The sequence below is a fragment of the Methanothermobacter sp. genome (assembly GCA_030055615.1).
Classification (GTDB): domain Archaea; phylum Methanobacteriota; class Methanobacteria; order Methanobacteriales; family DSM-23052; genus Methanothermobacter_A.
The window spans coordinates 175,416-200,388 of sequence record JASFYN010000002.1; the positions used below are offsets into that span (position 1 = coordinate 175,416).

Sequence of the window (24,973 nt, forward strand, 5' to 3'; positions counted from 1 at the left end):
GATTCTTAAGAAAATACTTATTAATTCTATATACTAATTATATCATAAAAGCCCCTAATTCAGGTGGAGAAGATGGGAAAGAACTTTAAAGTCTTCAGTGGAGCTAAAATAATAGGTGAAGTCGAAATAGGAGATCATTCATCAATATGGTATAATGCCGTGGTGAGAGGCGACATCGAACCCATCAAGATAGGCTCATATTCCAATATCCAAGACAATTGTGTAGTACATACAAGCAAAGGCTTCAAGACTATAATAGGAGATTATGTATCTGTGGGGCATGCAGCTGTATTACATGGTTGTAGGATAAACGATAATGTACTTATAGGGATGAACGCAACCATCCTCAATGGCTCCACCATCAACAAAGATTCTATTATAGGAGCAGGTACTGTTGTAACCGAGGGAAAAGAATTCCCCCCAGGGAGTCTAATACTCGGCGTCCCAGGGAGGCTCATAAGGGAACTTACAAAAGAAGAGATAAAATCTGTAAAAGACAATGCGCTAAGATACTCTAAACTCGCCAAGAAGGGGTTATAATGGCCAAGATAAGGGATGCGATACTAGGAATAGAACCATACGTACCTGGAAGATCAACAAAAGAAATAGCTGAAGAATATCACCTTAAAGAAAGTGAAATCGTGAAACTCGGATCCAATGAAAACCCCCTCGGACCCTCACCCAAGGCAGTTAAAGCCGTGAAACGTGAAACCAAAAACATGCACAGATACCCAGAATCAGGACTGGATGATCTTAAAAAAGCAATCGCAGACTATTCAGGGACTTCCCCCAATCAGATAATAATTGGGGGTGATGGCGCCGATGAGATAATAGATCTCCTCGGCAAAACCTTCATGGAAACTGGCACAGAATTCATCGTACCAATACCATCCTACATGTATTATGAGTATACTCTACGCCCATATGGTGCAAGACCCACCTATGCAAAATGGGACATGGAAAAGAATACCGTTGATACAAAATCTGTCATAGAATCCATAAATGATAAAACAAAGCTTATATTTTTATGCACTCCTAACAATCCTACTGGTGGCCTGATCTCAAAGGATGATATAGTCAGCATACTTGACTCAACTTCTGCATTAGTTGTAGTGGATGAAGCCTATTTTGAATTTGCAGGTGTCAGTAACATAGGACTCATCGAGGATTATGAGAACTTGTTCATCCTAAGAACATTTTCAAAGGCCATGGGCCTCGCTGGTATGCGTATAGGTTATGGTATTTCGAATCCTAGGATAATAGATTATATGCATCGTATTAAGCCCGTTTTCAGTTTGACTAGACTTTCGTATGTAGCTGCCCTTGCGACATTATCTGACAGGGATTATATAAAAAGGTCTATTGAATTTTCAATTAAAAGTAGGGAATATCTATATTCTAGACTTCTACAAATGGATAAGATTAGAGTCCTTAAGTCCTATGCAAATTATCTATTGGTGGATATACGCGAAACTGGCATGAACGCGGGTCAATTGACAGATGAGCTGCTTAAGAGGGGTGTTATAGTCAGGGATTGCACATCATTCAAAGGTTTGGACGAATATTGGATACGTGTGAGTGTAGGGACAATGAAAGAAAATGATAAGTTCATAGAAGCCCTCGGGGAGATCATAGAGTGATTTTATGAAGATTGGAAATTATAGTATTTCTACGGTGGATTTTCCCGGCACACCATCACTTGTGATATTCCTTGCTGGTTGTTCGCTTAAATGTCCATATTGCCACAATCCAGAACTAATAAAAGGAGGAAAAAATGTTTCACTCAAAGACATTTACAAAAAAATAATAGAATCTAAGGATTTAGTAGATGCTATTGTGATAAGTGGTGGAGAACCACTTTTACAAATAGATGAACTAGAGAAGATTCTAGAATTCGCTAAGTCACAAAAACTTAAAACGAAACTGGACACCAATGGCTACCAACCAAAGTACATCGATAAGATAAAAGATCTAGTAGATTATGTTGCACTCGATGTTAAAGCCCCATTTGAAAAATATCGGAAACTTTTCGGTTTTGATGGGGCTAAAGTCAAAGAAACAATGAATATATTATCAGAATCAAATGTCTTCCTTGAGTGTAGAACCACTTATGTCCCTAAGCTTTTAAAACCGGGAGACATTATAAAGATCGCTTCTCAAATCAATTGCGACCTTTATGTGATACAACAATTCAGGAACAAAATGGTACTCGACCCCAAATTCAAGAATGTTAATCCACCATCACCTTCCATTTTAAAGGACATCGCAAAGAAAGCTAAAAGGTATTGTGAAAACGTGAAGATCAGAACGCAAGAATTTGGAGAAGAAAAAATATAAGTAACAGTGGAGGGGGTGAATTGCCCATCCTATCATTCAACAGCCGCCAAATCGACCTTATAACCGGCGAAAAGAGCATGACCATACGTAAACTGTGGAAAAAACGCCTAAAAGTAGGTGATAGACTCCACTGTTACTGGAACCTCATATCAAAAGAGCGTCAAAAAGTTTTCGAAGCCGAAGTTACAAGTGTAGAGATCATAAAATTCAAAGAACTTATAAAAGACGATAAACTAGCCCAAGAAGACGGTTTTAAAGATGCTAATGAACTTAAAAAAGAATTTGAAAGGATATATGGGGACATTGATGATGAAACCGAATTTCAGATTATAAGATTCAAAAGATTGCCAATTGAAGAATGGGAAGGCGAAAAAATAGACCAAAAAGCCATGATAATCCAAAAGGCAGACATATTATTCGACCTTGGAAAATATAAAGAATCAAAAACATGCTATAATGCAGCCTTAAAATTAGATCCAGAAAATGTTTACATACTAAATAGGCTAGCAGACAACCTCACAAGACTTGGAAAATTCCAAAAGGCAATAGAATACTATGACAAAGCATTAGAGTTAGAACCAGAAAACGAATACATATGGAATAACAAGGCAATCACATTACTCAACGCAGGCAACATAAAAGGAGCATTAAACTCCAGTAATAGAGCCCTCAAAATAAATCCAAAGGATACAACCATATTATACTGGCATGGAGTGATACTAGAAGTTATGGGAGAAAAAAAAGAAGCGCTCAAATACTATGATAAGGCTATCAAAGCAGATGATAAAAATGTGGGGGCATGGAACGCCAGGGGCGACCTACTATCAGAACTCGGAAAAAAAGAAGAAGCTATAAAATCTTATGAAAACGCATTAAAGTTAGCACTAGAAGATGATGAAAGTGCAACACTCTGGAATAGGAAGGGTAATGCGTTATTCGAACTTGGAAGATTTCAGGACGCCCTAGAATGCTATGACAGGGCATTAGAATTAGAACCAGAAAATGATATATTTTGGAGCAACCGTGGCGTCACATTGCTCGAATTAAACCGCTTCGAAGAAGCCCTTGAATCATTCAACAGAGCACTAATGATAAACCCAAAAAACGAAGACGCTAAAATACTTAAAGAAGAATGCCTCGAAAACCTCTGAAAGCCCCCAAACCCTCTCACACCATCTCCAACTAATATAAGCTCCACAAACATCTCAGAAGCCTTCCAAAAAGAATTTCACCCCCCAATTCAATTTCAAGACTTTCCCTTTAAAGCAATAAAATCTGATGGCAATGGGATATCCTCTTCTTCAACTTTTATTTCAACCAAAACTGGCTCATCCATCCCAAGAACACCCAAAAATGTATCATCTAACTCTTCCGGCTTTTCTATCCTAACAGATCTTATATTATATGATTTTGCTAATTTAACAAAGTCTGGATTTTCAAGGTGGACCTGGTAGCTTTCACCATACTCCATCTCCTGCCATTGCCTTACTATACCCAAACTCGAATTATTCAATACACATATTATAATAGGCAATTTCCTCTCCATTATTGTCCCAAGCTCTTGCATGGTCATCTGAAAACCACCATCACCCGCTATCAAAATTATCTTCTTTCCAGGTCTTGCCAAGCCCACTCCAATCGAAGCCGGGAGTCCATAGCCCATGGGCCCAAATGCCCCAGAATATATTAATGAACGACTTTCCAAGACCTTCCTATAAAGTGTAACCCAAGTTGTATGGCTTCCAGCATCATTCACTATTATAGCATCAGGGGCCAGATCAAATATCCTAGGTATAACTTGACTAGGTTTAAGAGGATAATCTTCCAAAAGTGGCGGATCATCATATGCTGGAGGATTCCCAATGGAATACTCCTCCAATTCTCTGATCCAATCATTATATGAACTTACATTGGACTTTATTCTTTTTATGAATTCTTTAACATCCATTTGAAGATTAATATCGCCTTTGAATGTTTTCTTGTCAATATTCACGTGTATTATTGGCGAATCTCCAAAGCCGGTTATGGTTCTTTCCGATATTCTGCAACCTAATGCTATGATCAAGTCACAGCTTTTCCCGGCATAATTAGCTGTGGGAGTGCCCCTCGTACCTATCATCCCCAAACATAGTGGATGGTCCTCACCTATAACACCCCTCGCAGGATATGTTGTTGCAACCGGTATATTATGGGCTTCTATAAGTTTTCTGAGATCATCTTCAGCCCGACTCCAGAGCACACCAGCACCTGCAACTATGAGAGGTCTTTTAGACGACTTTAATAAGCTGATAGCCTCTCCCATGCTAGTATAATTTCTCGTGGGAGAATATTCCACCTCCTCTAACAGTACATCCTCCCTTATCTCCTCTTGGAATATGTCCTTATTTATATTAATGTGGATGGGACCCATAGGTTCTATACTAGAATATAGTAGGGCCTTTTTCAACATTGATATGGCTTCTTCACCATCTGCTGGTTTGAAAGTGTATCTCGTAATTGGCTTGAATATTTTCTCCAATTCAACTTCTTGGAATACGTTTAAACCTATCTGATCCCTCGGAATATCCCCCGTGATCACGATTAGCGGTATGGAATCCTTATAGGCTGTTGCAACACCCATAACAAGGTTCAAGGCACCAGGACCACCTGTAGATATGCAAACCCCTATTTCCCCGGATGCTCGTGCATACCCATCCGCTGCATGTGCGGCCCCTTGTTCATGCCTTAGAAGTACGTGTTCAATACTCGAGGTCCTTATGGAATCATAAAGGGGTAATATATGTTCACCTGGATGACCAAAAACATATTTTATACCAGCATCTTCTAATAATTTTACAATAGCATCGGAACATTTCATAGACCAAATCTCCTAGGCCAACTTTAAAATATTATCTCAAACCAAAAATACATAAAGGTGAGAATTTATGAGCGACCACCTAGATGCATTACTCCATGAGAAGAGAATATTCTATCCACCAGAAGAACTTGTCAAAGAAAGCAATATTAAGAAATGGATGGACGAAAGGAATATAAAAAGTTACTCTGAACTCATTAAAAAATGTGAAGAAGACCCAGAATGGTTCTGGGACGAGTTGGCACAAGAATTGGACTGGTTCGAACCTTACACTAAAGTATTAGAATGGAACCCTCCATATGCCAAATGGTTTGCAGATGGTAAATTTAACATAGTCCACAATGCACTTGATAGACATGTTAAAGGATGGAGAAAAAACAAAATAGCCTACATATGGGAAGGAGAAGATGGTAGACAAAGAAAATTAACATACTTCGACCTCTACAAGGAAGTGAACAGACTAGCAAATGCTCTGAAAGAATTAGGAGTCAAGAAAGGTGATAGAGTCAGCATCTATCTTCCGATGATACCAGAACTGCCCATTGCAATGCTAGCATGTGCTAAAATCGGTGCAATACACAGCGTAGTCTTCTCAGGATTCTGGGCCAAAGCATTCAAAGAAAGGGCAATAGACGCGGGATCGAAAATAGTGATAACAGCTGACGCATTCCACCGACGAGGAAAAATCATAAAACTCAAAGACACACTAGACACGGTCATAGATGATATACCAACCATAGAAAAGGTCATAGTCGTAGAACATCTAAAAACAGAAGTAGATATGAAAGAGGGAAGAGACATTTTCTGGAACGACCTCCTAAAAGGACAGGATAAAGAATGCGAAACCGAAATATTAGGAGCCGAGGACACATTATTCATACTCTACACTTCAGGTACAACAGGCAAACCCAAGGGCGTGGTACATACACATGGAGGATACGCTGTGGGAACCTACACAACAATGAAATTCGTCTTCGACATCCGAGACGATGACATCTACTGGTGCACAGCAGACATAGGATGGATAACAGGCCACAGTTACATAGTTTATGGGCCTCTGATAGCAGGGGCTACATCAATATTATACGATGGTGCCCCAGATTATCCAGATCCTGGAAGACTCTGGAAGATGATAGAAGACTACGGGGTTACAATATTCTACACAGCACCTACCCTAGTGAGGATGTTCATGAAATACGGTGAAAAATGGCCGCAAGATCATGATCTAAGCAGTTTGAGGTTGCTGGGATCTGTGGGGGAGCCCATAAACCCAGAGGCTTGGATATGGTATTATGAAAATATTGGTGGAAGAAGATGTCCCATAATGGATACATGGTGGCAGACCGAAACAGGAATGCACCTTATAACACCTCTACCTATAAACCCATTGAAACCAGGCTCAGCATATAAACCCTTCCCAACGATAAAAGCTGATGTACTAGATGATGATGGTAACAGTCTAAGGGGTGAAGGAGGACACCTTGTAATTAAGACCCCATGGCCTGCAATGTTCAGAACACTCTACAAGGATGAGAAACGTTACATTGAATCCTATTGGAGTAAATTCCCCAACATTTACCTTACGGGGGATGTTGGGAGGATAGATGAAGATGGTTACTTCTGGATACAGGGTAGGGAAGATGATATCCTAAATGTGGCAGGTCACAGGATAAGTACTGCTGAGGTTGAATCTGCGCTTGTAAGCCATCCTCTTGTGGTGGAAGCTGCGGTTGTCGGGAAACCTGATATTCTAAAAGGGGAAGAAATAGCGGCCTTTGTAATATTAAAAGAGGATGTTGAACCAACCCAGCGCCTTAAAGGGGTGCTCAGGGAGCATGTGCGGAAGGAGATAGGTCCTATAGCAACTCCAAGTTATATAGGGTTCGTGGATGATCTTCCCAAGACTAGATCAGGTAAGATAATGAGGCGGATAATAAAAGCGAAACTTATAGGGGAAGATGTGGGTGATACGAGCACCCTTGCGAATCCTGAGGCCGTTGATGAATTGGAGAAGGCATTATAGTGGTTCCTGGTAGCTTCCATTGTATTCTCCAGAGCCTTTAACCTTGAATACAATGGCCTGTGCTATCCTCTCCCCTCTTTTTATTTTATATTCAAAGTCCCCGTAATTATAGACTAGGAATCTTAGTTTTCCCTGGAATCCTGGATCTCCGAGTGCCGTGTGCACTGCTATAAAAGATCTTAGTAATGTTGAACGGGGGAGGTATATCATAGCATAACCCTTCGGGATTTTTATTTTTCTGTCCACGGTTACAAGGTAAGCTTTTTTAGGTTTTAAATTATAAAGTGGAGGTTTTAACCTTCGGAGTTCCGGTAATCTTTTTTTATCATCTAAAAGAGAAGCGGGGCCGGCTTGTTCGAATACTTCGTCAAGGCGCAAGTCTATACCTGCTGGTTGTATTAAGTCTTTGAATTCTGGGAAAAGCTTTATAAGTTCTTTTTCTCCTAGCATTTTATTTTGCTCCTGTAAACCTGACGAATTTCCGGGGCACCTATTATGGTTATGATGCTTCTTCCCAAACTTTTTTAAGTTCTGGGTGTATTCCATCTATTATTCCAAGTTTTTCCATTGCCTTGCCATATGTTTCATGGATTGTTTTAAATTCTGGTCTTATCATGCCCCTGAATGCATCATATCCCATTACTCTACCATAATTTTCTGTTATGGACCATATTATTTTATTAAGACCCTCTATGATGTCCTCTGATTTGTATCGGGATTTTTCTATATTAGATTTTATAGTGTTGAATTCTATGGCAGCATTTGCTTTAACTTCAACGCCTTCAAGGATCTGTGGACATTCTTTGTATGGTAATGACTTTTTTAACATTCCCCTGGCTGGTGCAACTCCCATTATTTTACTGGCTCCAATTGACATTGCAAGTAGTATGTTTTCATATATTTCAAGGGTTAATTCTGTTTTTTCTTTTTCATTAGTGGGTATTTTAACCTCCTTTTCCATTCTGGGGAGCGAAATCGGCGGTTTTATTTCAGGTAAACTCTTGACCTCTTCTGAGGGGGTGAATTCCTCTTCTTCCTCGGGTAAACCTTTAACTTCCCCTGAAGGTGTGATCTCTTTTTTTATTTTGAGTGGAACTTCACTAACTGGTGCTTTTTCTATCTGATGGAGTTTTTTCCTGTTTTTTTCTGATACAAGGATTATGTGGCCGAGTTTGGCTTTTTTGTCTGCTATTACTATAAGGTGGATTTTCTCAATATCTAATAGTATCATGTTATTCTTTTGGAATTCTAGGATTATTGTTTTACAATGGCCTTGCCCTGTTCTTTTAAGCAGTTTTTGTGATGATTTGTTTATAACCCTTGCCATGGATTCTATTTGCGTTTTGTCGATCCCTTCTGGTGTTATCCTGTCATATAGGATGCTCTGATTATCCATTACCATTATACCATTGAAACCATTTATCTTTTTGAAATCTTGGTAGATTTCATCGAATATGTTCATTTCGAAAACCTCTTATTGAGTGTTTATAAGTTCGCAGTATGTTATCCATGCAGCGTCTGTTCTCCCTGGAGGGTAACATGTTATGAGCATCAGTTTTGCTTTTCCTGTCTGTGCGAATCTTATGGGATTTTCTTTGTAGTCCCATCTTATATCTTCACCATTGGATATTACTTTGTATGTGTATTTTTTGGAGGTTATGAAGTCTTCTATTATTACTATGTCTCCTGGCTTTAAGTTTCCTATTAATTGGAACGGCCCTGAATATCTTGTTCTATGTCCTAGTAGGCCGCAGTCTCCGGGTTCTCCTGGCATTACGCTTTCGGGGTAATGGTAGACCGAATCATAGGCGTTAACTGTGTCCTCTCTTATCCAAGCTTCCAGGCCTATCTTAGGTATTATCAGCTTCCCTATGATAGTATACCTTGTATTAGTGGGTATTTCCGGGCTTAAAAGTTCTTTTGGGGCTTTCTTGTATTCTTCGAGGTGGTGTTGTGAGATTTTCACCTTTTCAATGTCCTGGCACCCTTTTATTATAATCAGAGATGATATCATTATAGAAATAATGATTATAATTATTGAGTATATTTTATATCTTCTCATTTTTCACCTTTTAATAAGTTTTTTGACATTTTCTCCTATTATAGACTTGTAATAGACAACTTTATCTGTTTTATCCGTCCAAGCTGTTACCTTAGCGATTATACCAGTATCCGCAATCTCCAATATGATGAGATGCGGTTCTGGTTCTGGTAAGATACCATCTATTTTACTTACTATCCCTTTTATCTTCTTTTCAAATTCTTTTATATCAACCTCCAAGGGTATGTTTACTTTGAGATCTATCCTACGTCTATGGGATGATGTATAATTAACATAGGGGTTTTTTGAAAAAGAAGAATTTGGTATTGTTATAATTTTATTGTCAGAAGTGCAGATTGTTGTTGTCCTAAAACCCATCTTTATAACGGTACCTTTCTGGTTGGAAACTTCGATAACGTCACCAACCTTGAAACTCTTATCTGCAAGTATGAAAAGTCCTGATATAAAATTTGCTAATGTATCCCTAGCAGCGAAACCTACTGCAACACCTACTATTCCTATACTTAAAATTAGCCCCGTAAGATCGATTCCAAACCATTTCAAGATTATGGCAGCCGCTAATATATATAGGGCGTATTTTATTATATCATTCAACACATGTATTACTGTTAAATCTAACTCCCATTTTTCCGCGGTTTTATAAAGTAAGCGCGAAACCCACCTTGTTATAACAAACGTGGCGAACAATGTAATTCCTATAACAAGTAAACCTTCAATTATCATCTTCGGTTGCATATTTCCTCACCTCGATAGACATGAGGTCATAAGCCACTATAGTATTCTCAAATATTTCCCTAGCCGCCTTTTCAATAATATCAGAACGTTTATAACGGGTGCTAAGGTGTGTTAAGATCAAATTTTTCACATTAGATTCTCTAGCTACCTCAGCAGCTTCAGAAGCCGTAGAGTGTCCAGTTTCAAGAGCTTTATCTTCTTTACCTGCCTCGAATGTGGCTTCATGGATGAGTATATGGGAATCCTTAGCCAATTTTACAAGGTTCTGAGATGGTCTTGTATCACCTGAATATGTTATCTTAATACCCTTACGCGGTTTTCCAAGAACCTCTTCCGGTCTTATGATCCTATCACCCAAACGTACCGGGATGCCCCTATGAAGCTTTCCAAATGCTGGTCCAGGCTTTAAACCCAACTTTATAGCCTTATCCCTTAAAAACCTAGGCCTTTTCTTTTCCTCGAAACAATATGATAAATTAGGTACTGTGTGCTCTGTCTCAGCACAACTTATAACATATTCCTCCTTTTCTATGATTTTACCAGCGCCTATTTCATGCACATAAATGTCAAAATCCATTGAAAAATATCCAAGCTTCATCGCCGCATCAACCATTCCCTTGAGGCCAGGGGGGCCGAATATGTGTAGGGGTTTTTCCCTCCCACGGAATGCCATTGTCTGGATCATCCCAGGCAAACCTAAAATGTGATCCCCATGTAAATGGCTTATGAATATTTTCTCTATTTTCATTGGGCTTACCTTTGCCTTTGCCATCTGCCGCTGAGTCCCCTCTCCACAATCGAATAGGAACACTTCACCGAATGCTTTCAAGGCTATTGCGGTATGGTTTCTTTTCTTGGAGGGTATTGCTGCCGAAGTTCCAAGGAATATTAGTTCCATTTTTCACACCAGCCTTTGTAAAAGGTTTATAATCCCATCGTTAATATATCATAAAGGGGAGGGTGAGTATTTTGATTGATATGTTAAGGAAATTAATAAAAGAGGATGTGGGTTTTGAGGATATCACAACTAACGCACTTATAGAGGTTGGCTTAGAAGCTGAAGCAGAAGTCATATCCAAGGATGATGGTATAATAGCTGGGGTTGAGGTTGCAAAGATTACATGTGATGATTTCAATTTAGACTTTAAAGCATATAAGTTAGATGGTGATAAGGTCAAAGAGGATGAAATCATACTCTCAATGAAAGGGGATGCAAGGCATATTCTCCTTATTGAAAGAACCCTCCTTAATCTTATGATGAGAATGAGCGGTATAGCCACTACTACATATAATCTAGTGCAAAGGGCGCGAAGATATAACCCCAACATTATAATCGCTGGAACTCGTAAGACAACACCAGGCTTACAATGGTGGGAGAAACATGCTATCCGTATTGGTGGCGGTGACACTCACCGTTTTAGACTTGACGATTGTGCAATGATAAAAGATAATCATATTTCCCTCATCGGAGACCTAGAGGAGGCTATCAGGAAGGTTAGGTCCTATATAAGTTTCACAAAGAAAATAGAAGTAGAAGTTGAGTCTGTTGAGGATGCTATTATAGCTGCAAGGTGTGGTGCTGATATAATACTCCTTGATAATATGGAGCCATCAGTTATTAAGGATGTTATCAGTACACTTGAAAAGGAAAACTTGAGGGATAATGTTATCCTCGAGGCTTCGGGTGGTATAAACCCTGATAATATTGATGAATATGCCGCTACTGGGGTTGACGTGATATCAATGGGTTTTATCACGCATTCAACGCCTGTAGTAGATTTAAGTTTGGAGATGAGCAAACTGTGACTTGTTTTAATTCTGGTTAAAATTGTCTTTAATATTCTCTAAAATATGCTCCCATTCCATTTAAAAAATTTAGGATTTTTTCAATTATCCAAATATTTATATAGCCATCACACTAATCATATGATAAGAGGAGGTAAAATTTTATGGTCCAAGAGAGCGAAAAAGAGGAATTACCATTTGCAAAGGCTGAAGTTGTAAGACTCATGAAGCAACACCTTGACAGTGACAAGATGATAAGAGAGAGAGTCAAGGTTGAAATGAACAAATTTTTAGGTGAAATATTAGCAAAGGTCTGCAAGGAATTAAACAAGTACCCTTATGCTACAGTGGAATATGACATGTTCAAGGAATGCATTTACCCATATAAGAACATAGAAAGGATAAACAAGGAAAAAGAGAGGATAATAAAACACTTAGAGGCTATAAAAGCGGACTGTGACTCTCTAGCCATGGATATTGAACGTACAATGAAATCACGAGAGGAATGATGACACTATCTTTCGATTGTTATAAAACCTGTTTTAAGTTTTTTGATTTCTTCACTGGTTAACTTGCGCTTCGAAGCCTTTGGATGAGCTATGAAGCTTTGACCCATAGGATCTTCCAATATAACCTTAACCTTTTTCTCACCATCCCTAACCTTTTTAAGGTCCTCGAGTAAATTAAGGGATCTCTCCTGGGCTTTCTCATCCTCGAAAAGTTTTAAAGCCATTTTAACAGCTGCTTGGAATCTTTCGATAACCCCCTCAATATTTGAAATATAAGCTGTGGACCTTGGCCCTGGCTCCACCTTTAAACCTAGTTCTGGTATTTTTATAGTGGCTGATTGTGATTTAACCACCCTCGCGTTTAAGGTTTCAGATTCAACCCATAAAGAGTATCTCATAGGTTCTCCATGATCCAGGCAGAGAACGTCACTGTAACGGTATCCACATTCCTGGCATATAAGCGTTGATTCCATGACCTCACCAAAATATGGTATCTTCTCCAAGTGCGTGGTGATTTCCAACGATTTTTGGGCATGACATACTGGACAATCGATTTTCATTGTTGATCATCTTCTCCTTTGTATATTAGTCCTTTTTTGTCGAGTTCATGAGTTATCTTAGTGAGACTTTCCTCGTCTGGTGCGCATATTATATGTGAGTGTATGTTATTCGATAATTTGTAGAGTCTTTCAAGATCCTTTTTTCGTTTAGGATTGCTCTGAAGCCTGTCAAGGAACCTCTGAGCCTCCCTGGGATCATATACATTCACTTCCCTTTTAAGAGGCTCTGTGAATCCTGGTATATAATAAGCGACATCTACTATTCGTCCACCATACTTTCTAATAACTATATCTATAACTTCAGGTAGCTTATCTACTGAGTGTTTTAATGTTATCAGTTTGCAACACTCTCTTATGAATGACAGCATCCTTTTTATTGTACAATTTACGCTTTCATTGTCAATCACTGGTACATTATGCTCCCTCGCCGCTTTCACTAAATGATCGTGTATGATCCTGTTTTCTTTGAAATATTCAAGATGCTTACCCCCTCTTTTGATTTCCATGGCCCTTTTGACGAATCTTTCTTTGTGGACTTCCTCATCCGCAGATAATATGAAAAAGTGTATTGAAGCTTCATCCTTGAATTTGGCTATGTCTAAGAGACCTGGGATTAAATGTACTCCTTCTATTACTATGTCATCCGCATCTTCAATGGCTCTCTTTATAACCTTTTCAATGGCAGGTATGACAAAGGAAGCGTGTTCTTCAAATCCCGCGCTTACCAGCGATTTATAGTCTCCGAATCTTTCTTTATCTCTCAAGGCAGTGTAAGCATCAAAGGATGATCTGTGGAGTACTGGAGCATAATCTGGTCCAATGATCCCCCTCACAACTTCCCGGATAAAATCTGTTTCTATGAGATGTTTTATATTTAATTCACTGGCTATAGCAGCAGCTATTGTAGATTTGCCTATACCAGAAGCGCTTCCTATCAATATTACATACGGTTTCCTCAATATCCCTACTCTCCAAGGCCAAATATTTAGATGTTTCTGTGCACCTTTTCAGTTTAAAGGGAAATCCATGTTCATGTTAGTAGGTCCTTCACCCTTTCCGCGCTTCTTTTCATTTCGAGCCTTATTAGCCCAAGGTTTATATCAACATCTGTTATAACTGCAAGTATGCCTTCACCAGCATCGATCATCAATGTTTTACCCCTGCTGCCCTCTATTGTCACCTGTTCAAGTGGTTCCTGTTGGATCTCCTCAGCTGATCTCTCAGCCGTACCAAATACTGCTGATGCCATTGCAGCTACGAGTTCCGCATCTATACCTGATGGGACTTCGCTCTCAATTATGAGACCATCCTTTCCAACAACCAGAGAGCCATTAACACCATTAATTCTACCTAGATCCTTAAGCACCCTTTCAATCATTTCAACCATATTACCTATCCCCTAGATTTATATATTCATTAACCATTTTATTATTAGGTAAGTACACATAACTAATTAAAGTTTCTATTATCTTCAAACATTAAAATGTTAAGGAGTGATTCTTTGTACATCTTATCTTCTGTAAAAGAACTTCAAAAACTCAACCCATTCATTGTAATAGGCTGTGGTGGTGGAGGAGAAAAATTCGCAAACTTCGAAGGAGTGGAAATAGTAGGATTCGTAGATGATGATCCATCAAAGCATGGAAAAGAATTCTGTGGCTCCATAGTATCATCAGATCTCCTCGAACTCCTTAAGAAGACACCTGCAAAGAGCGTTGCCATAATGTTACCTATTGGAGCTGAAGGAACCGCATTAAAGTATGCAGTCCAGGCAATAAACGAGGGCAAAAATGTTGTAACATCATTCAGATCGCTACCACTCGCCGAAAACCAGTCACTGGTAAAATTCGCCCAGGAAAAGAACGTATCAATCCTAGAAATAAGTCCCCGTTTGGATAACGTCCGCAAAGTCATGGGAGTGGCCCCACCACACTGTACAGAAATCCTGCCAAAAATAAATTACAAACCCAAAACCCCCGTGGTATACATAGGAGGAACTTCACAAGAATGTGGCAAACGAACCACCACAAGAATGCTAGGTATCGAAGCCAAAAATAGGGGCATGAAACCAGCGGTAATATCCACAGATGAGATGGGATTAGAGCCACCAATTGATATCAACTTCAGGGCAGGCAGCCTTTCTGTAATGGATGTCGCAGCAGCCCTAATGGGGACGATAAAATACATGGAAGAAAAAAAGGATCCTGACATAATTTTCATTGAAAGCCAAGCCAGTTTAACAGAAAGAGAAAACCCACATCCCAGGGGATTATCAGCCGCAATCCTAGTAGGATCCATGCCAGATGCATGCATAGTATGCCACAGGCCCAGACACCCCTACAGGTACCCCAGAGGCATAAAAGAAGAAATAAAAGCAATAGAAGCTGTTGAACCCACAAAAGTTGTGGGCATCTCCTTAAATCTGAGAAACATAAATGATTATATAAAAGAAAAATTAATAAGAAAATATGAAAACCAATATAATCTTCCAGTCGCCGATGTAAAAAGGGGGGGCTCCTCCAAATTATTAGATGCTATCATAGATCACATAGGAGAGATATAAATTGCGAGATGTTATAAATTTCTTAAAAGAAACCATGGGCTTGGACGAGGAGGAGAAAAAAGAAGAAACCGAAACAATTATAGTACCAGAGCATTCTTTTTATGAGATAATATTAATGAAAGCGAAAAACCTCGAAGACATCGATGACGTTCTAGTCCAGATAACAGAAGAAAAAAACCCAGTAATACTAGACCTAAGCCACTTAAAAAAAGAATCCTTAGAAGATTTCAGAAGAGCGGGGGAAAAAATAAAAAATTTACGGGAAACAGAAAATGCCGAGGCTATACTATTATGTAAAAATGAAAAAGAGATCATAATCATCACCCCCCCAGAGATAAAACTCATCAAAAAAGAATAATAGATTCTAAGGGGAGTGGTGAATGGAATTACCAATCACAAAACCATCATACATCTCTTATGGTGATGAAATAGACTTCGATAAATTTTTAGAAGAACTTGCCAGAAAAAAACATAACGGATTTATCAGAGTCACCCACGCTTCAAGCGAAGGCCATATATTAATCAAAGATGGCATCCCAGTAGCAGCCTCTTATGACAGATACATGAAATCAAAGGCCATGAAAAAAATCTTAGAAATCGTTAACAAAATGGACACGATCATAGAACTGTTTGAAGTAAGAGAATCACAAATAGACTACATAATAGACATAAACAAGGTATATAAACTTGAACCCACACCAATAAAAGAAGAAACCACACCAACCACAGAAGAAACACCAATAAAAGAAGAAACCACACCAACCACAGAAGAAACACCAATAAAAGAAGAAACCACACCAACCACAGAAGAAACACCAATAAAAGAAGAAACCACACCAACCACAGAAGAAAAAGAACATCCAAAAATAACACCAGTAAAAAAAGAAACCACAGAAGAAACATCAACAGAACTTGAAAAAGCTCCCGAAATCGCCGATGAAACAGAAGAAAAAATAACAAAACCCCTAAACAGAGAAGAAATAATGAAAAAGTATGGATTGAAGGATATAGACGAAGAAGAAGTTGAAAAAGTCCTCGAAAACTATAAAGGGGGCGCCATAACTACAATAGATATAGAAAGAGTAGAATTGACTTTAATGAACAAGATAAAAAAATCAATAATAGGAATCCCCGATATAAAAGGTGTTGAAGTTATGGTTTTCCTAGAAAACATGCCAGAACTTGAAGGAGACATAAAAGTACTTATTGAACGCGAAAACAAAGGATTATTATCCCGTCTAATAGGTGGGACAATGAAGGAAGAAGAATTAAAAGAACACATTAATGATATAATCGAAATGGAGATCAGAAAGACATTCAGGGGTTATCCTGAAATCATAGAACATTTTAATGTGAATATCGAAATACATTAAATTCTGGGGGCATAAAATGACAAGAGTCATAACAATCGCTTCTGGTAAAGGAGGAGTTGGAAAGACAATAGTAACGGCCAATTTAGGAGTTGCACTCGCAAGTTACGGCGAACGTGTAATAGTACTAGATGCAGATATCGCAATGGCCAATTTGGAGCTCGTGCTTGGAATGGAGGGCAAATCAGTCACCTTACACGATGTACTCGCGGGCAAAGCCAACATAGAGGAAGCTATTTATGATGGTCCAGAAGGTGTGAAGATAGTTCCTGCTGGGATATCATTAGAAGGATTGAGGAATGTGAAACTAGAACGCTTAGAGGAAGTATTATCTTATTTGGTCGAAGATGCTGATATCTTATTAATTGATGCCCCCGCTGGCCTTGAAAAGGATGCTATAGCAGCGCTTGCCGCTGCTGAGGAACTTTTACTTGTCACAACTCCTGAGATTCCTTCCATAAGTGATGTTCTTAAGACAAAAATAATTGCAGATAAGCTAGATGTTAAGATCATAGGTGTTGTAGTGAATAGGGAGCAACATGATAAAACCTTCCTAACAGTTGATGAGATCGAAACTATACTAGAAGTTCCAGTAATTTCAGTTATACCTGAAGATCCTGAAATTAGTAGATCAGCAGCATTTGGAGAGCCTGTAGTTATAAAGAATCCTAAATCACCCGCTAGCAATGCTATCATGAAATTAGCCGCTGATCTATTGGGTAAAGAGTTCCATCCAATTGAACCTGATAAGAGAGGTATCATAGCGAAATTAATAGCAGGTTTAACAGGGCGCAGATAAATTTTCCCATGGGTGGGGATTTTTTTTGGATATAGTAAGTGTGGGAACCGCCAATATAGATTTCATCCTAAAGGTTCCGTCCTTCGTAGAGCCTGATACTGAAATGAACATTGAAAAGTTACATCTTTCACCTGGGGGATCCGCCCTTAATTTTGCAATTCATGCCACTAGGAACGGTCTTAAAACAGGTATAGTAGCAAAGCTTGGTTTGGACTATTTTGGTGATATAATTTATAATAGACTCAAGGATGAAGGAGTCGATATAAAAGGTCTTTCAAGGACCAGTGAGACTACTGGGATGGCTTTCATAAGTGTGGATAGGACTGGTAGGAGATCTATTTACTCATTTATGGGTGCGAACAAGGAGCTTAAAATTGGAAAAAGGGAAATAGATTATATTTCAAAGGCTGATTTAATCCACCTAGGAGGCACATACCTTGAAATAGCATTTCCAGCAGCTGAACATGCAAATCTTCTTTCTTTTGCACCTGGAGCTCTCCTTGCAGCTTATGGCATATCCACGTTAAGGCCAATACTCCAGAATACAGATGTTCTTTTTCTCAATGAACATGAACTTAAACTTTTAACCGGTAAATCTCCTAAGGAAGGTATTAATCTCCTAATCGATGAGGGGATTCCCTTGATAGTGATAACAAGAGGAAGTAAAGGTGCAGAAGTCCATACAAAAAAAGATTTGGTTAAATATAAGGTTAAGGAAGTTAAGGCTCTTGACACAACCGGTGCAGGTGACGCCTTTGCCGCGGGTTTTATAGCATCATGGACTAAAGGTGAAAGTTTAAACTCATGCCTCAAAAAGGCGCACGGATGTGCCCTGAAAAATCTTAAAAAACTAGGTGCAATATAGTTTTCGGCAAAAAAAGGATTATAGGTGACATTAAAGTATATTATTGAAGTTAACCTATATTTTAAAGAACTTTTCAGCATTCTTTGAAGATACTTTAAGTATTTCTGAGTCATTGAACCCTTCAAGGCGCATCTTATGGACTGTTCTTGGCACTGATAGTGGATCTGATGGTGCTGAACTCATATCACTGTTTAACATGAATTTGTCTATACCATATTCTCTCATGATCATAACAGCTTCAAATGGTGTCATTTTACCTGGTTGTATGGTGAGTCCAAGCATTGATTCGTGTTTGATGACTTCTTTGATTATCTCAGTATTTATGTGATCTATCAATACCCTTGAAGTGTCGATATGATCTTCCATGACTTGGAGTAGGATTTTTGTCATTTTCTTCTTGTTTTTACGGGGTGTGTGTATTATCACAGGGATTTTCAGTTTATCAGCTAATTCTAATTGTTCCTTCAAGACTTTTATCTCTACATGGGTTCCTTTTTCAATTCCGATTTCTCCTATGGCCACCGCACGTTTATCCTTTAGAATTTGTGGTAAATTCTCTAGGACATTTTTATAGTCTCTGGGTATGCTTCTTGGGTGTATTCCTGCTGCTACGTATAATTCGATGCCGTTTTCTTTCGCGCGTTTGGCATCTACTTCTAGTAAGCGTTGTATATGTTCAAGGGTGACTGTCGAGACTTTCATTGGTAGGGGATCATGGGCGCATGTTATGGTTTTATCTATACCTGCTATTGCCATTTTTTCGAAATCTTCATAGGGTCGTGTGTCTGCGTGTATGTGGGCGTCTATCATCCTATTTTCACCTTGTTAGTTTTGGATTTTATAGTAGTGTGAAAGATCTTGGAATTTTTTCCGTCTTTTCAAGAGGTCTTCCAGGGTCTTTGTGAGCTCTTTTATTGGCATCCTAACCTGTTTTGTGGTGTTCCTGTCTCTTAAGGTGATTTTATGATCTTTGAGTGATTGGTGATCCACTGTCACCGCGAATGGCACTCCTATTTCATCCATACGAGCGTACCTTCTGCCTATTGTACCTGATGCGTCGAATTCTGCGATGAAACCATTATTTCTAAGATTCTCTTTTATATTTAGTGCTAATTGGACAAGTTCTTCCTTGTTTATTAAAGGTAGGACTGCAACTTCTACTGGTGCTATATCAACTGGAAAGTTAAAGTAAGTCCTACCATCTTCTTTTTTATATGAATGTAGTAGGAGTGAATATATTATTCTGTCAATGCCAAAGGATGGTTCTATTACATGGGGGAATATCCTTTCACCTTTTATGGTTTTTTCAACTTTTTTGAATTCAAGGTCTTCTTCTAATAGGGTGTAGGTTTTATCTAATTCCAGTGTGAATTGGCCGTTTTCTTTAAGTTCTTTTTTGACGATTTTCGGATCCAGACCTTTTAGGGCTTTTATGATCTTCGCGGCGTCTTTTTTAAATTTTGGACCGATTTTATCCATCTTAGCTTGAATTGTTTCTTTTTTTATTATCTTGGGTTTTTCGTATTCTATGAAGACTTTGAGATCTTCTTTGCTGTGTTCACTATGGGATTTGAGGTCGTAGTCTGTCCTGTCTGCTATGCCTATTATTTCGATCCATCCGTATCTGTTGGTTTTTATTTCAACGTCCCAGCAGTCGATTGCATAATGGGCCATTTCTGTTGGGAGATGTTGTCGGAATCTTATGACTTCTTCTGGTATCCCTATATCGACTAGGAATTTTTTTGCCAACCATAAATGGTATGTTAGAAGTTCACTTGATATTATACCTTTTTCAGCGGCTTCTCCTGCGGTTATTGTTATCGGTTTTTTGTTTTTTTCTTGGTTTTCTGCTGGGTGGAGTTTTAGTTTTTCTGATTTTATTGTGTGGAATTTTGGGTGTGTCTTCTCTTTAGGGTTTACGAATATTTCTGCTTCTGCTTGTGTGAATTCTCTGAGTCTTATGACACCTTGACGGGGTGATATTTCGTTTCGGTAAGCTTTTCCGAGTTGGACAACACCAAATGGTAATTTGTTTCTGAAGAATCTTAGGAGTCTTTTGAATGGTGTGAATATGCCCTGGGCTGTTTCGGGTCTGAGGTATCCTATTTTTTTGCCCTTTGCCCCGATTAGTGTCTGAAACATGAGATTGTAACTCCAGACGTGTGTGAGGTGTCCGCCACAACGTGGACATCTTATCTTTTCATTGGAGATTATCTCTGTGAGTTTCTGGTTTTCTAGGCCTTCAACATCCCGACCTGTAACTTCTTCGATTATGTGATCTGCTCTGTATACTTCTTTGCATTCTTTGCATTGTGTCATTGGGTCATTGAAGTGGTCCACGTGGCCTGAAGCTTTAAAAACTTCTTCAGGCATCACTGTGGGTGATTCCATCTCATAGAATCCCTCTTTTATTATGTAGTATTCTCGCCATTTGTTCATGATCTTATTTTTTAAGAGGGCCCCTAATGGACCGTAATCTACGAATCCTGCCACTCCTGAGTAGATTTCAAATGATGACCATAGGAATCCTCGTTTTCTCGCGATCTTCATCACTTCTTCGTGGCTCATTATTATCCTCCTTTTTTTGTTCTGAGTTTTCTGAGTTCATAGTCTTCTTTTATTTTGCTTGTTTCGGGTTTGAGTTGACCCATATATTTGCTTTCCCTTTCAGGGTGTCCGTAGGGTTTTTCTGCTGGTGAGGTCATTGTTTCGAATACTATCTGGCATACTCTCTGCTTTGGGTAGAGTGCTACTGGCATTTTCCCAATATTTGAGATTTCAAGGGTGATTCTGCCATGGAATCCTGGGTCTATGTATCCTGCTGTAACGTGCATTGTGATACCGAGTCTTCCGATGGATGATCTTCCTTCTACTCTTGCGACAAGATTGTCTGGTAATCCTATATATTCGTATGTTGTGGCTAATGCAAATTCTCCTGGGTGTATTATGAAGGATTCTCCATCTTCTATATGGTATGATTCCATGTAAGATTCTATGTCCCCTGGTTCTTGGGGGTCTATGCATGGTTTTCTTATGATCTTGAATCCCTTGAATTCGTTACCTATCCTAAGATCTACTGATGATGGTTGTATTTGTCTTTCAGGATCTTCTAGGGGGTCTATAATTATTAAACCCCTCTTTAGATACTTTTTTATGTCATGGTCGCTTAGGATTGCCATAGTCAGTCTCCCTTTTCATCATCTTCTTCTTTTAATTTTATGATTGATGGGTCTTCGACGATGTTAGGTATGCCACAACTGTTACCCACCCCTACGACGAGTATGTTTTCCTTTTCTGTCCTTTTTATACTGGCTTTGACCCTTTCAAGGGCTGTTTCACATCCTCTGAAGATCTTTTTATCCATCTGGGTTATTGCCTCTTCTGGGCCCATTTTAATCACTATTGAATCTATTTCCATGTCTCCTTTGAGTATTTTATCTTCGATAAACCATTTCTCGACTCCGGTACCTCCGATTACGATACCAACACCTTCCGCAATTTTGCCTGTTTTTTCGCCTTCCATTTTAACGGCCGCATCTACCATTATAATCTTTTGGATGTTGAACTTGTCTATTAATGTGTTCACAGCCCTTGCAATTTTACCTAGTCTTGCTCCTGGCCCTTTTGGTCTGAGTATGATAAGTTTTTTACCATTGTATTCTCTTTTTGTGTAGATCATGTCGTCTATGGATTCTATTTTATCATCTTTTTTTAGGAGCATTGCTATTGTGAGGGGGCCTGCACCGTCGCCTACTGGAAGACCCTTGGAGAATGCTTTAGCGCCTTTAAATTGGGCTTTGAATATTCTCATGATAAGTGGCATGTTCATTTGCAGGGCCAGGAGTATTTGGAGGTTTCCTGTTTTCTTTGCGAGTTCTAGGTTGTGTCTTATCATCTTATATACGCTGTTGAGTCCTATGGCAACTTTTAAGGTCATTATTACATTTGCTTTTGTTTCTGTGGTGGCGTTTGGTGCTATTATGTCAACCATGTCTTTGAATCGTGATTCGCTTAATTCAAGTATTCTGTTGAATTTTTTGACTATGCCGTTAGGGTCTAGGTCTGTTGGGGGTACTATAAAAAAGTCTAGGAATTCATTAACTTTTTCTTGGATGATTTTTTTGTCTTTTTTCTTGGAAAATTCGATTATTATGTCTTTTGATTCTTTTACCATGTTCTCCATTTCGATTAGGGCTTTTTGTAGTGTTGAGAATATTCGGATCCTCATTACTATTGGTAAGAATATGATAAGGATCACAAAGAATATTATGCTAAAAATATCCCAGCTTCCTAGTCCAAGAATCAGTTGAAAACCCCCTTAGAGTTTGTTTTTTATCCTTCTGAGTATCCCTTTTAATGTGTGGGCTTCTCTTCCTGTGATGAAGGCCCTTCCTATGAGGTTCTTGAAGGCTTTTAGGGCTACTCTTTTTTTATGGTCTGGTAATGCAAGTGAAGATATTATATCCTCCATATCAGATACTAAGAGTCTTTTTTCAAATCCTGAGGCCTCTTCGATCCCTTCGCGGTTATAATCTCTTTCTTTGAATATTTCGTAGAATATTATTGCGGCTGCGTGTGAAACGTTCATTATGGGATACTCCTGGCTTGTGGGTATGCTTACGATGATGTCACATTCTCTTATTTCCTCGTTTGTGAGGCCATTTCCTTCTCTACCGAATAGTATGGCTATCTTCGCCTTTGTATTTAATGCCTTTGCAAATTGTTCTGGTCTGAGGGGTATCCTTTCTATTTTGTAGCTTCCACCTGGCACTCCTGTTGTGCCAACGATGAAATCTGGTGAAAGCTCCTCTAGCATCTCTTGGAGGGATCTGAATGTTATAGAATTTTCTAGGATGTCTGTTGCGTGCATTGCATGTAGGTATGCTTCATCGTCTAATTTGCATGGGTTTATTAGGACTAGTTTTTTTAATCCGAAGTTTTTCATGGTCCGGGCTATGAAACCAATATTCCCTGGTGTTTCTGGTTCGACGAAGACCACTATAATGTTCTCTTCAAGCTTTTTTATCTTTTCTTGTTCCATTTCCATTATATGCTAGATCTAATAATTCTAGTATGTTCATGACCTTGATGTTTTCTAGTCCTTCCCGTTCTAGGGAGTCTTTTATGTGTAATTGGCAGAATGGGCATATTGTTATGACAGCGTCTACGCCTAGTTTCTTTATCATATCGGCTTTCTTTTTCCCTAGACTATATGCTAGGTCTGGTTTCCCGGATTTCACTCCGCCTCCTGAGCCGCAGCATTGGTCTGGTTTCTCCATTTCAATGAATTCTAAGCCCTTTATCTTTTTGAGTATTTTTCTTGGTTCTAGTCGTATTCCTTGGCCCCTTGCAAGGTGGCAGGGGTCGTGATATGTTACTCGCATGTTTACTGGCTTCATGTCTTCTGTGTTGAGGTTATCTGCCAGTAATTCGCTTATGTCTAGGACGTTTAATCTTAGGCCGTATTTTGGGTAGTCGTTTTTGAGTGTTGAGCCGCAACCTGCGCAAACTGTTATGATAGCATCATATCCTTGTAGTGCTTTCTTGTTTTGGGCTACGAGTTCTTCTACTATGTCGATTTGGCCGGTTCGTATCATAGGTGATCCGCAGCATACTTGATTTGGTGGTACGTCGATTTCTATTCCATGTTTTTTTAGGACTCTGAGTAGTGCTAGTCCCACTTCTGGTATCCTGTAGTCTACTAGGCATCCCGTGAAGAATCCTAGTTTTGGATTTTCACCCTCTAATTCTAAAGATTCTATGAATCCTTCCTTTATATGTTCAACTGATCTTCCTGTCTCTTCTATGAGTTTTTTAACATTCTTGTGGGCTTCTAATGGTCCAATGTCTTGTTTACATGCTAATGCTCTTAATTTCTCGATGGCATCTCCAGGTATGTTTAGTTGTTTTGGGCAGATCTCTTCACATTTTGCACAAGTTGTGCAACAGTATAATCCTTCCTCGAATCCTTTCTTGGCCCTGTTTGCTTTGTCCCTGGGATCGAATGCGAATTTTGATAGGTAATTCATGAAATATGGTCCTGCGAATTCTGAACTTTCTTTGATAACTGGACATGCGGCTATGCATGAGAAGCATTCGATACAACTTCTAAGTTTCTTTGAATCCATATAATCTTCTGGTCTGATCTCTTGAAGGCCTTCACCTGTTGATTCTAAATATAATCGCATTTTTCTGGCTTTTTCCTCTATTTCGCTCCTGTCAACTATGAGATCTTTTATTACTGGGAAGTCTAGTGGTTCTATCAGTGCTCCGTCCTTTACTTCTGCTTTACATGCTAATACTACTTCGCCGTCCATTTTAACTGCACAAGATCCGCATTGCCCTGCCCTGCATGAACTCCGAAATGCGATGTTAGCCCCATATTTGTCATTGACTAAGTTTAGGGCATCAATTATCTTCATTTTCTCTTTAAATGGGATCTTATACTCTTCGATGTATGGTTCATTGCCTTTTTCCGGGTCGAACCTTAATATTCTAATTTTTATCATAT

The 24,973-nt window shown here is 39.0% G+C and carries 27 protein-coding genes; 12 read left to right on the forward strand and 15 right to left on the reverse strand.

The window, feature by feature from the left end:
- The first annotated feature begins 72 nt into the window (after positions 1 to 72).
- Genes QFX38_04140 through QFX38_04155 form a run of 4 tightly spaced genes read left to right on the forward strand, consistent with a single transcriptional unit; the run spans position 73 to position 3,488 of the window.
- Entirely contained in the window at positions 73 to 540 is a 468-nt protein-coding gene (locus QFX38_04140) for a gamma carbonic anhydrase family protein (GenBank protein ID MDI9624053.1), read from the forward strand.
- Positions 540 to 1,640: a histidinol-phosphate transaminase gene (hisC, locus tag QFX38_04145; GenBank protein MDI9624054.1), complete on the forward strand. Its 1,101-nt coding sequence runs from the start codon at positions 540 to 542 to the stop codon at positions 1,638 to 1,640. The genes QFX38_04140 and hisC overlap by 1 nt, the downstream gene beginning before the upstream one ends.
- A gap of 4 nt (positions 1,641 to 1,644) precedes the next feature.
- The gene (locus QFX38_04150) at positions 1,645 to 2,337 is read left to right on the forward strand and encodes an anaerobic ribonucleoside-triphosphate reductase activating protein (GenBank protein ID MDI9624055.1); all 693 of its coding nucleotides are present in this window, start codon (positions 1,645 to 1,647) and stop codon (positions 2,335 to 2,337) included.
- A 20-nt stretch (positions 2,338 to 2,357) separates the two neighbouring features.
- Entirely contained in the window at positions 2,358 to 3,488 is a 1,131-nt protein-coding gene (locus QFX38_04155) for a tetratricopeptide repeat protein (GenBank protein ID MDI9624056.1), read from the forward strand.
- Positions 3,489 to 3,583: 95 nt separating this feature from the next.
- On the opposite strand, the gene QFX38_04160 is transcribed toward QFX38_04155, so the two are convergent.
- Positions 3,584 to 5,194 (reverse strand): thiamine pyrophosphate-binding protein, encoded by a 1,611-nt coding sequence (locus tag QFX38_04160; GenBank protein ID MDI9624057.1) that lies wholly within the window; start codon positions 5,192 to 5,194, stop codon positions 3,584 to 3,586.
- A 67-nt stretch (positions 5,195 to 5,261) separates the two neighbouring features.
- On the opposite strand from QFX38_04160, the gene acs reads away from it, so the two are divergent.
- Positions 5,262 to 7,214 carry an acetate--CoA ligase gene (gene acs / locus QFX38_04165; protein MDI9624058.1) on the forward strand — a complete coding sequence of 651 codons (1,953 nt, stop codon included), beginning with the start codon at positions 5,262 to 5,264 and terminating at the stop codon, positions 7,212 to 7,214.
- On the opposite strand, the gene QFX38_04170 is transcribed toward acs, so the two are convergent.
- Genes QFX38_04170 through rnz form a run of 5 tightly spaced genes read right to left on the reverse strand, consistent with a single transcriptional unit; the run spans position 7,209 to position 10,909 of the window.
- Complete coding sequence (locus QFX38_04170) at positions 7,209 to 7,664, reverse strand: deoxyuridine 5'-triphosphate nucleotidohydrolase (GenBank protein ID MDI9624059.1); 456 nt, start codon at positions 7,662 to 7,664, stop codon at positions 7,209 to 7,211. The genes acs and QFX38_04170 overlap by 6 nt on opposite strands.
- Positions 7,665 to 7,713: 49 nt before the next feature.
- Positions 7,714 to 8,676: a hypothetical protein gene (locus QFX38_04175; GenBank protein ID MDI9624060.1), complete on the reverse strand. Its 963-nt coding sequence runs from the start codon at positions 8,674 to 8,676 to the stop codon at positions 7,714 to 7,716.
- A 12-nt stretch (positions 8,677 to 8,688) separates the two neighbouring features.
- Positions 8,689 to 9,228, reverse strand: a complete 540-nt coding sequence (locus tag QFX38_04180; GenBank protein ID MDI9624061.1) for a class E sortase — start codon at positions 9,226 to 9,228, stop codon at positions 8,689 to 8,691.
- Positions 9,229 to 9,279: 51 nt separating this feature from the next.
- The gene (locus QFX38_04185) at positions 9,280 to 10,011 is read right to left on the reverse strand and encodes a mechanosensitive ion channel family protein (GenBank protein ID MDI9624062.1); all 732 of its coding nucleotides are present in this window, start codon (positions 10,009 to 10,011) and stop codon (positions 9,280 to 9,282) included.
- Complete coding sequence (gene rnz, locus QFX38_04190; protein ID MDI9624063.1) at positions 9,989 to 10,909, reverse strand: ribonuclease Z; 921 nt, start codon at positions 10,907 to 10,909, stop codon at positions 9,989 to 9,991. Before rnz ends, QFX38_04185 begins: the two co-directional genes overlap by 23 nt.
- Before the next feature lie 71 nt (positions 10,910 to 10,980).
- On the opposite strand from rnz, the gene nadC reads away from it, so the two are divergent.
- Both nadC and QFX38_04200 read left to right on the forward strand, forming a co-directional pair.
- Entirely contained in the window at positions 10,981 to 11,817 is an 837-nt protein-coding gene (gene nadC, locus QFX38_04195; GenBank protein MDI9624064.1) for a carboxylating nicotinate-nucleotide diphosphorylase, read from the forward strand.
- Positions 11,818 to 11,960: 143 nt separating this feature from the next.
- A complete protein-coding gene (locus QFX38_04200; protein MDI9624065.1) occupies positions 11,961 to 12,305 on the forward strand; it encodes a hypothetical protein in 345 nt (114 codons plus the stop codon).
- A gap of 5 nt (positions 12,306 to 12,310) precedes the next feature.
- On the opposite strand, the gene QFX38_04205 is transcribed toward QFX38_04200, so the two are convergent.
- The 3 genes from QFX38_04205 to QFX38_04215 form a co-directional block, all read right to left on the reverse strand.
- Positions 12,311 to 12,865: a ZPR1 zinc finger domain-containing protein gene (locus QFX38_04205; GenBank protein ID MDI9624066.1), complete on the reverse strand. Its 555-nt coding sequence runs from the start codon at positions 12,863 to 12,865 to the stop codon at positions 12,311 to 12,313.
- Positions 12,862 to 13,824: a 3H domain-containing protein gene (locus QFX38_04210; GenBank protein ID MDI9624067.1), complete on the reverse strand. Its 963-nt coding sequence runs from the start codon at positions 13,822 to 13,824 to the stop codon at positions 12,862 to 12,864. Before QFX38_04210 ends, QFX38_04205 begins: the two co-directional genes overlap by 4 nt.
- Positions 13,825 to 13,895: 71 nt before the next feature.
- Positions 13,896 to 14,243: a roadblock/LC7 domain-containing protein gene (locus tag QFX38_04215; GenBank protein ID MDI9624068.1), complete on the reverse strand. Its 348-nt coding sequence runs from the start codon at positions 14,241 to 14,243 to the stop codon at positions 13,896 to 13,898.
- A gap of 123 nt (positions 14,244 to 14,366) precedes the next feature.
- Here QFX38_04215 and QFX38_04220 point away from each other — a divergent pair, with 123 nt between their 5' ends.
- The 5 genes from QFX38_04220 to QFX38_04240 are packed head-to-tail and all read left to right on the forward strand — an operon-like array spanning position 14,367 to position 18,462.
- Positions 14,367 to 15,428, forward strand: coding sequence for a DUF1611 domain-containing protein (locus QFX38_04220; protein ID MDI9624069.1), 1,062 nt, complete (start codon positions 14,367 to 14,369; stop codon positions 15,426 to 15,428).
- A gap of 1 nt (position 15,429) precedes the next feature.
- Positions 15,430 to 15,786 carry a cell division protein SepF gene (gene sepF / locus QFX38_04225; protein ID MDI9624070.1) on the forward strand — a complete coding sequence of 119 codons (357 nt, stop codon included), beginning with the start codon at positions 15,430 to 15,432 and terminating at the stop codon, positions 15,784 to 15,786.
- A 22-nt stretch (positions 15,787 to 15,808) separates the two neighbouring features.
- Positions 15,809 to 16,801: a DUF2226 domain-containing protein gene (locus tag QFX38_04230; protein ID MDI9624071.1), complete on the forward strand. Its 993-nt coding sequence runs from the start codon at positions 15,809 to 15,811 to the stop codon at positions 16,799 to 16,801.
- A 16-nt stretch (positions 16,802 to 16,817) separates the two neighbouring features.
- Positions 16,818 to 17,597 carry a cell division ATPase MinD gene (minD, locus tag QFX38_04235; GenBank protein MDI9624072.1) on the forward strand — a complete coding sequence of 260 codons (780 nt, stop codon included), beginning with the start codon at positions 16,818 to 16,820 and terminating at the stop codon, positions 17,595 to 17,597.
- Between the two features lie 25 nt (positions 17,598 to 17,622).
- The gene (locus QFX38_04240; protein MDI9624073.1) at positions 17,623 to 18,462 is read left to right on the forward strand and encodes a carbohydrate kinase family protein; all 840 of its coding nucleotides are present in this window, start codon (positions 17,623 to 17,625) and stop codon (positions 18,460 to 18,462) included.
- Positions 18,463 to 18,516: 54 nt separating this feature from the next.
- On the opposite strand, the gene QFX38_04245 is transcribed toward QFX38_04240, so the two are convergent.
- Genes QFX38_04245 through QFX38_04270 form a run of 6 tightly spaced genes read right to left on the reverse strand, consistent with a single transcriptional unit; the run spans position 18,517 to position 24,971 of the window.
- Positions 18,517 to 19,272, reverse strand: coding sequence for a TatD family hydrolase (locus QFX38_04245; protein MDI9624074.1), 756 nt, complete (start codon positions 19,270 to 19,272; stop codon positions 18,517 to 18,519).
- Between the two features lie 15 nt (positions 19,273 to 19,287).
- Positions 19,288 to 21,030: a glycine--tRNA ligase gene (gene glyS / locus QFX38_04250; GenBank protein ID MDI9624075.1), complete on the reverse strand. Its 1,743-nt coding sequence runs from the start codon at positions 21,028 to 21,030 to the stop codon at positions 19,288 to 19,290.
- A gap of 2 nt (positions 21,031 to 21,032) precedes the next feature.
- Entirely contained in the window at positions 21,033 to 21,641 is a 609-nt protein-coding gene (dcd, locus tag QFX38_04255; GenBank protein MDI9624076.1) for a dCTP deaminase, read from the reverse strand.
- Between the two features lie 2 nt (positions 21,642 to 21,643).
- The gene (locus QFX38_04260) at positions 21,644 to 22,765 is read right to left on the reverse strand and encodes a DUF1512 family protein (protein ID MDI9624077.1); all 1,122 of its coding nucleotides are present in this window, start codon (positions 22,763 to 22,765) and stop codon (positions 21,644 to 21,646) included.
- A gap of 15 nt (positions 22,766 to 22,780) precedes the next feature.
- Positions 22,781 to 23,503 (reverse strand): TrmJ/YjtD family RNA methyltransferase, encoded by a 723-nt coding sequence (locus QFX38_04265; protein MDI9624078.1) that lies wholly within the window; start codon positions 23,501 to 23,503, stop codon positions 22,781 to 22,783.
- Positions 23,475 to 24,971: a succinate dehydrogenase/fumarate reductase iron-sulfur subunit gene (locus QFX38_04270; GenBank protein ID MDI9624079.1), complete on the reverse strand. Its 1,497-nt coding sequence runs from the start codon at positions 24,969 to 24,971 to the stop codon at positions 23,475 to 23,477. The genes QFX38_04265 and QFX38_04270 overlap by 29 nt, the downstream gene beginning before the upstream one ends.
- Positions 24,972 to 24,973: the final 2 nt, after the last annotated feature.

Bases quoted from the DNA above. Each gene is read 5' to 3' on its own strand.
- QFX38_04140 (MDI9624053.1), top strand. From the start codon at position 73: ATGGGAAAGAACTTTAAAGTCTTCAGTGGAGCTAAAATAATAGGTGAA.
- QFX38_04180 (MDI9624061.1), bottom strand. From the start codon at position 9,228: ATGATATCATCTCTGATTATAATAAAAGGGTGCCAGGACATTGAAAAG.
- QFX38_04205 (MDI9624066.1), bottom strand. From the start codon at position 12,865: ATGAAAATCGATTGTCCAGTATGTCATGCCCAAAAATCGTTGGAAATC.
- minD (MDI9624072.1), top strand. From the start codon at position 16,818: ATGACAAGAGTCATAACAATCGCTTCTGGTAAAGGAGGAGTTGGAAAG.
- QFX38_04230 (MDI9624071.1), top strand. From the start codon at position 15,809: ATGGAATTACCAATCACAAAACCATCATACATCTCTTATGGTGATGAA.
- QFX38_04185 (MDI9624062.1), bottom strand. From the start codon at position 10,011: ATGCAACCGAAGATGATAATTGAAGGTTTACTTGTTATAGGAATTACA.
- QFX38_04150 (MDI9624055.1), top strand. From the start codon at position 1,645: ATGAAGATTGGAAATTATAGTATTTCTACGGTGGATTTTCCCGGCACA.
- hisC (MDI9624054.1), top strand. From the start codon at position 540: ATGGCCAAGATAAGGGATGCGATACTAGGAATAGAACCATACGTACCT.
- QFX38_04175 (MDI9624060.1), bottom strand. From the start codon at position 8,676: ATGAACATATTCGATGAAATCTACCAAGATTTCAAAAAGATAAATGGT.
- QFX38_04245 (MDI9624074.1), bottom strand. From the start codon at position 19,272: ATGATAGACGCCCACATACACGCAGACACACGACCCTATGAAGATTTC.
- QFX38_04170 (MDI9624059.1), bottom strand. From the start codon at position 7,664: ATGCTAGGAGAAAAAGAACTTATAAAGCTTTTCCCAGAATTCAAAGAC.
- QFX38_04160 (MDI9624057.1), bottom strand. From the start codon at position 5,194: ATGAAATGTTCCGATGCTATTGTAAAATTATTAGAAGATGCTGGTATA.
- QFX38_04215 (MDI9624068.1), bottom strand. From the start codon at position 14,243: ATGATTGAAAGGGTGCTTAAGGATCTAGGTAGAATTAATGGTGTTAAT.
- rnz (MDI9624063.1), bottom strand. From the start codon at position 10,909: ATGGAACTAATATTCCTTGGAACTTCGGCAGCAATACCCTCCAAGAAA.
- QFX38_04200 (MDI9624065.1), top strand. From the start codon at position 11,961: ATGGTCCAAGAGAGCGAAAAAGAGGAATTACCATTTGCAAAGGCTGAA.
- QFX38_04270 (MDI9624079.1), bottom strand. From the start codon at position 24,971: ATGATAAAAATTAGAATATTAAGGTTCGACCCGGAAAAAGGCAATGAA.
- dcd (MDI9624076.1), bottom strand. From the start codon at position 21,641: ATGGCAATCCTAAGCGACCATGACATAAAAAAGTATCTAAAGAGGGGT.
- QFX38_04265 (MDI9624078.1), bottom strand. From the start codon at position 23,503: ATGGAACAAGAAAAGATAAAAAAGCTTGAAGAGAACATTATAGTGGTC.
- glyS (MDI9624075.1), bottom strand. From the start codon at position 21,030: ATGAGCCACGAAGAAGTGATGAAGATCGCGAGAAAACGAGGATTCCTA.
- acs (MDI9624058.1), top strand. From the start codon at position 5,262: ATGAGCGACCACCTAGATGCATTACTCCATGAGAAGAGAATATTCTAT.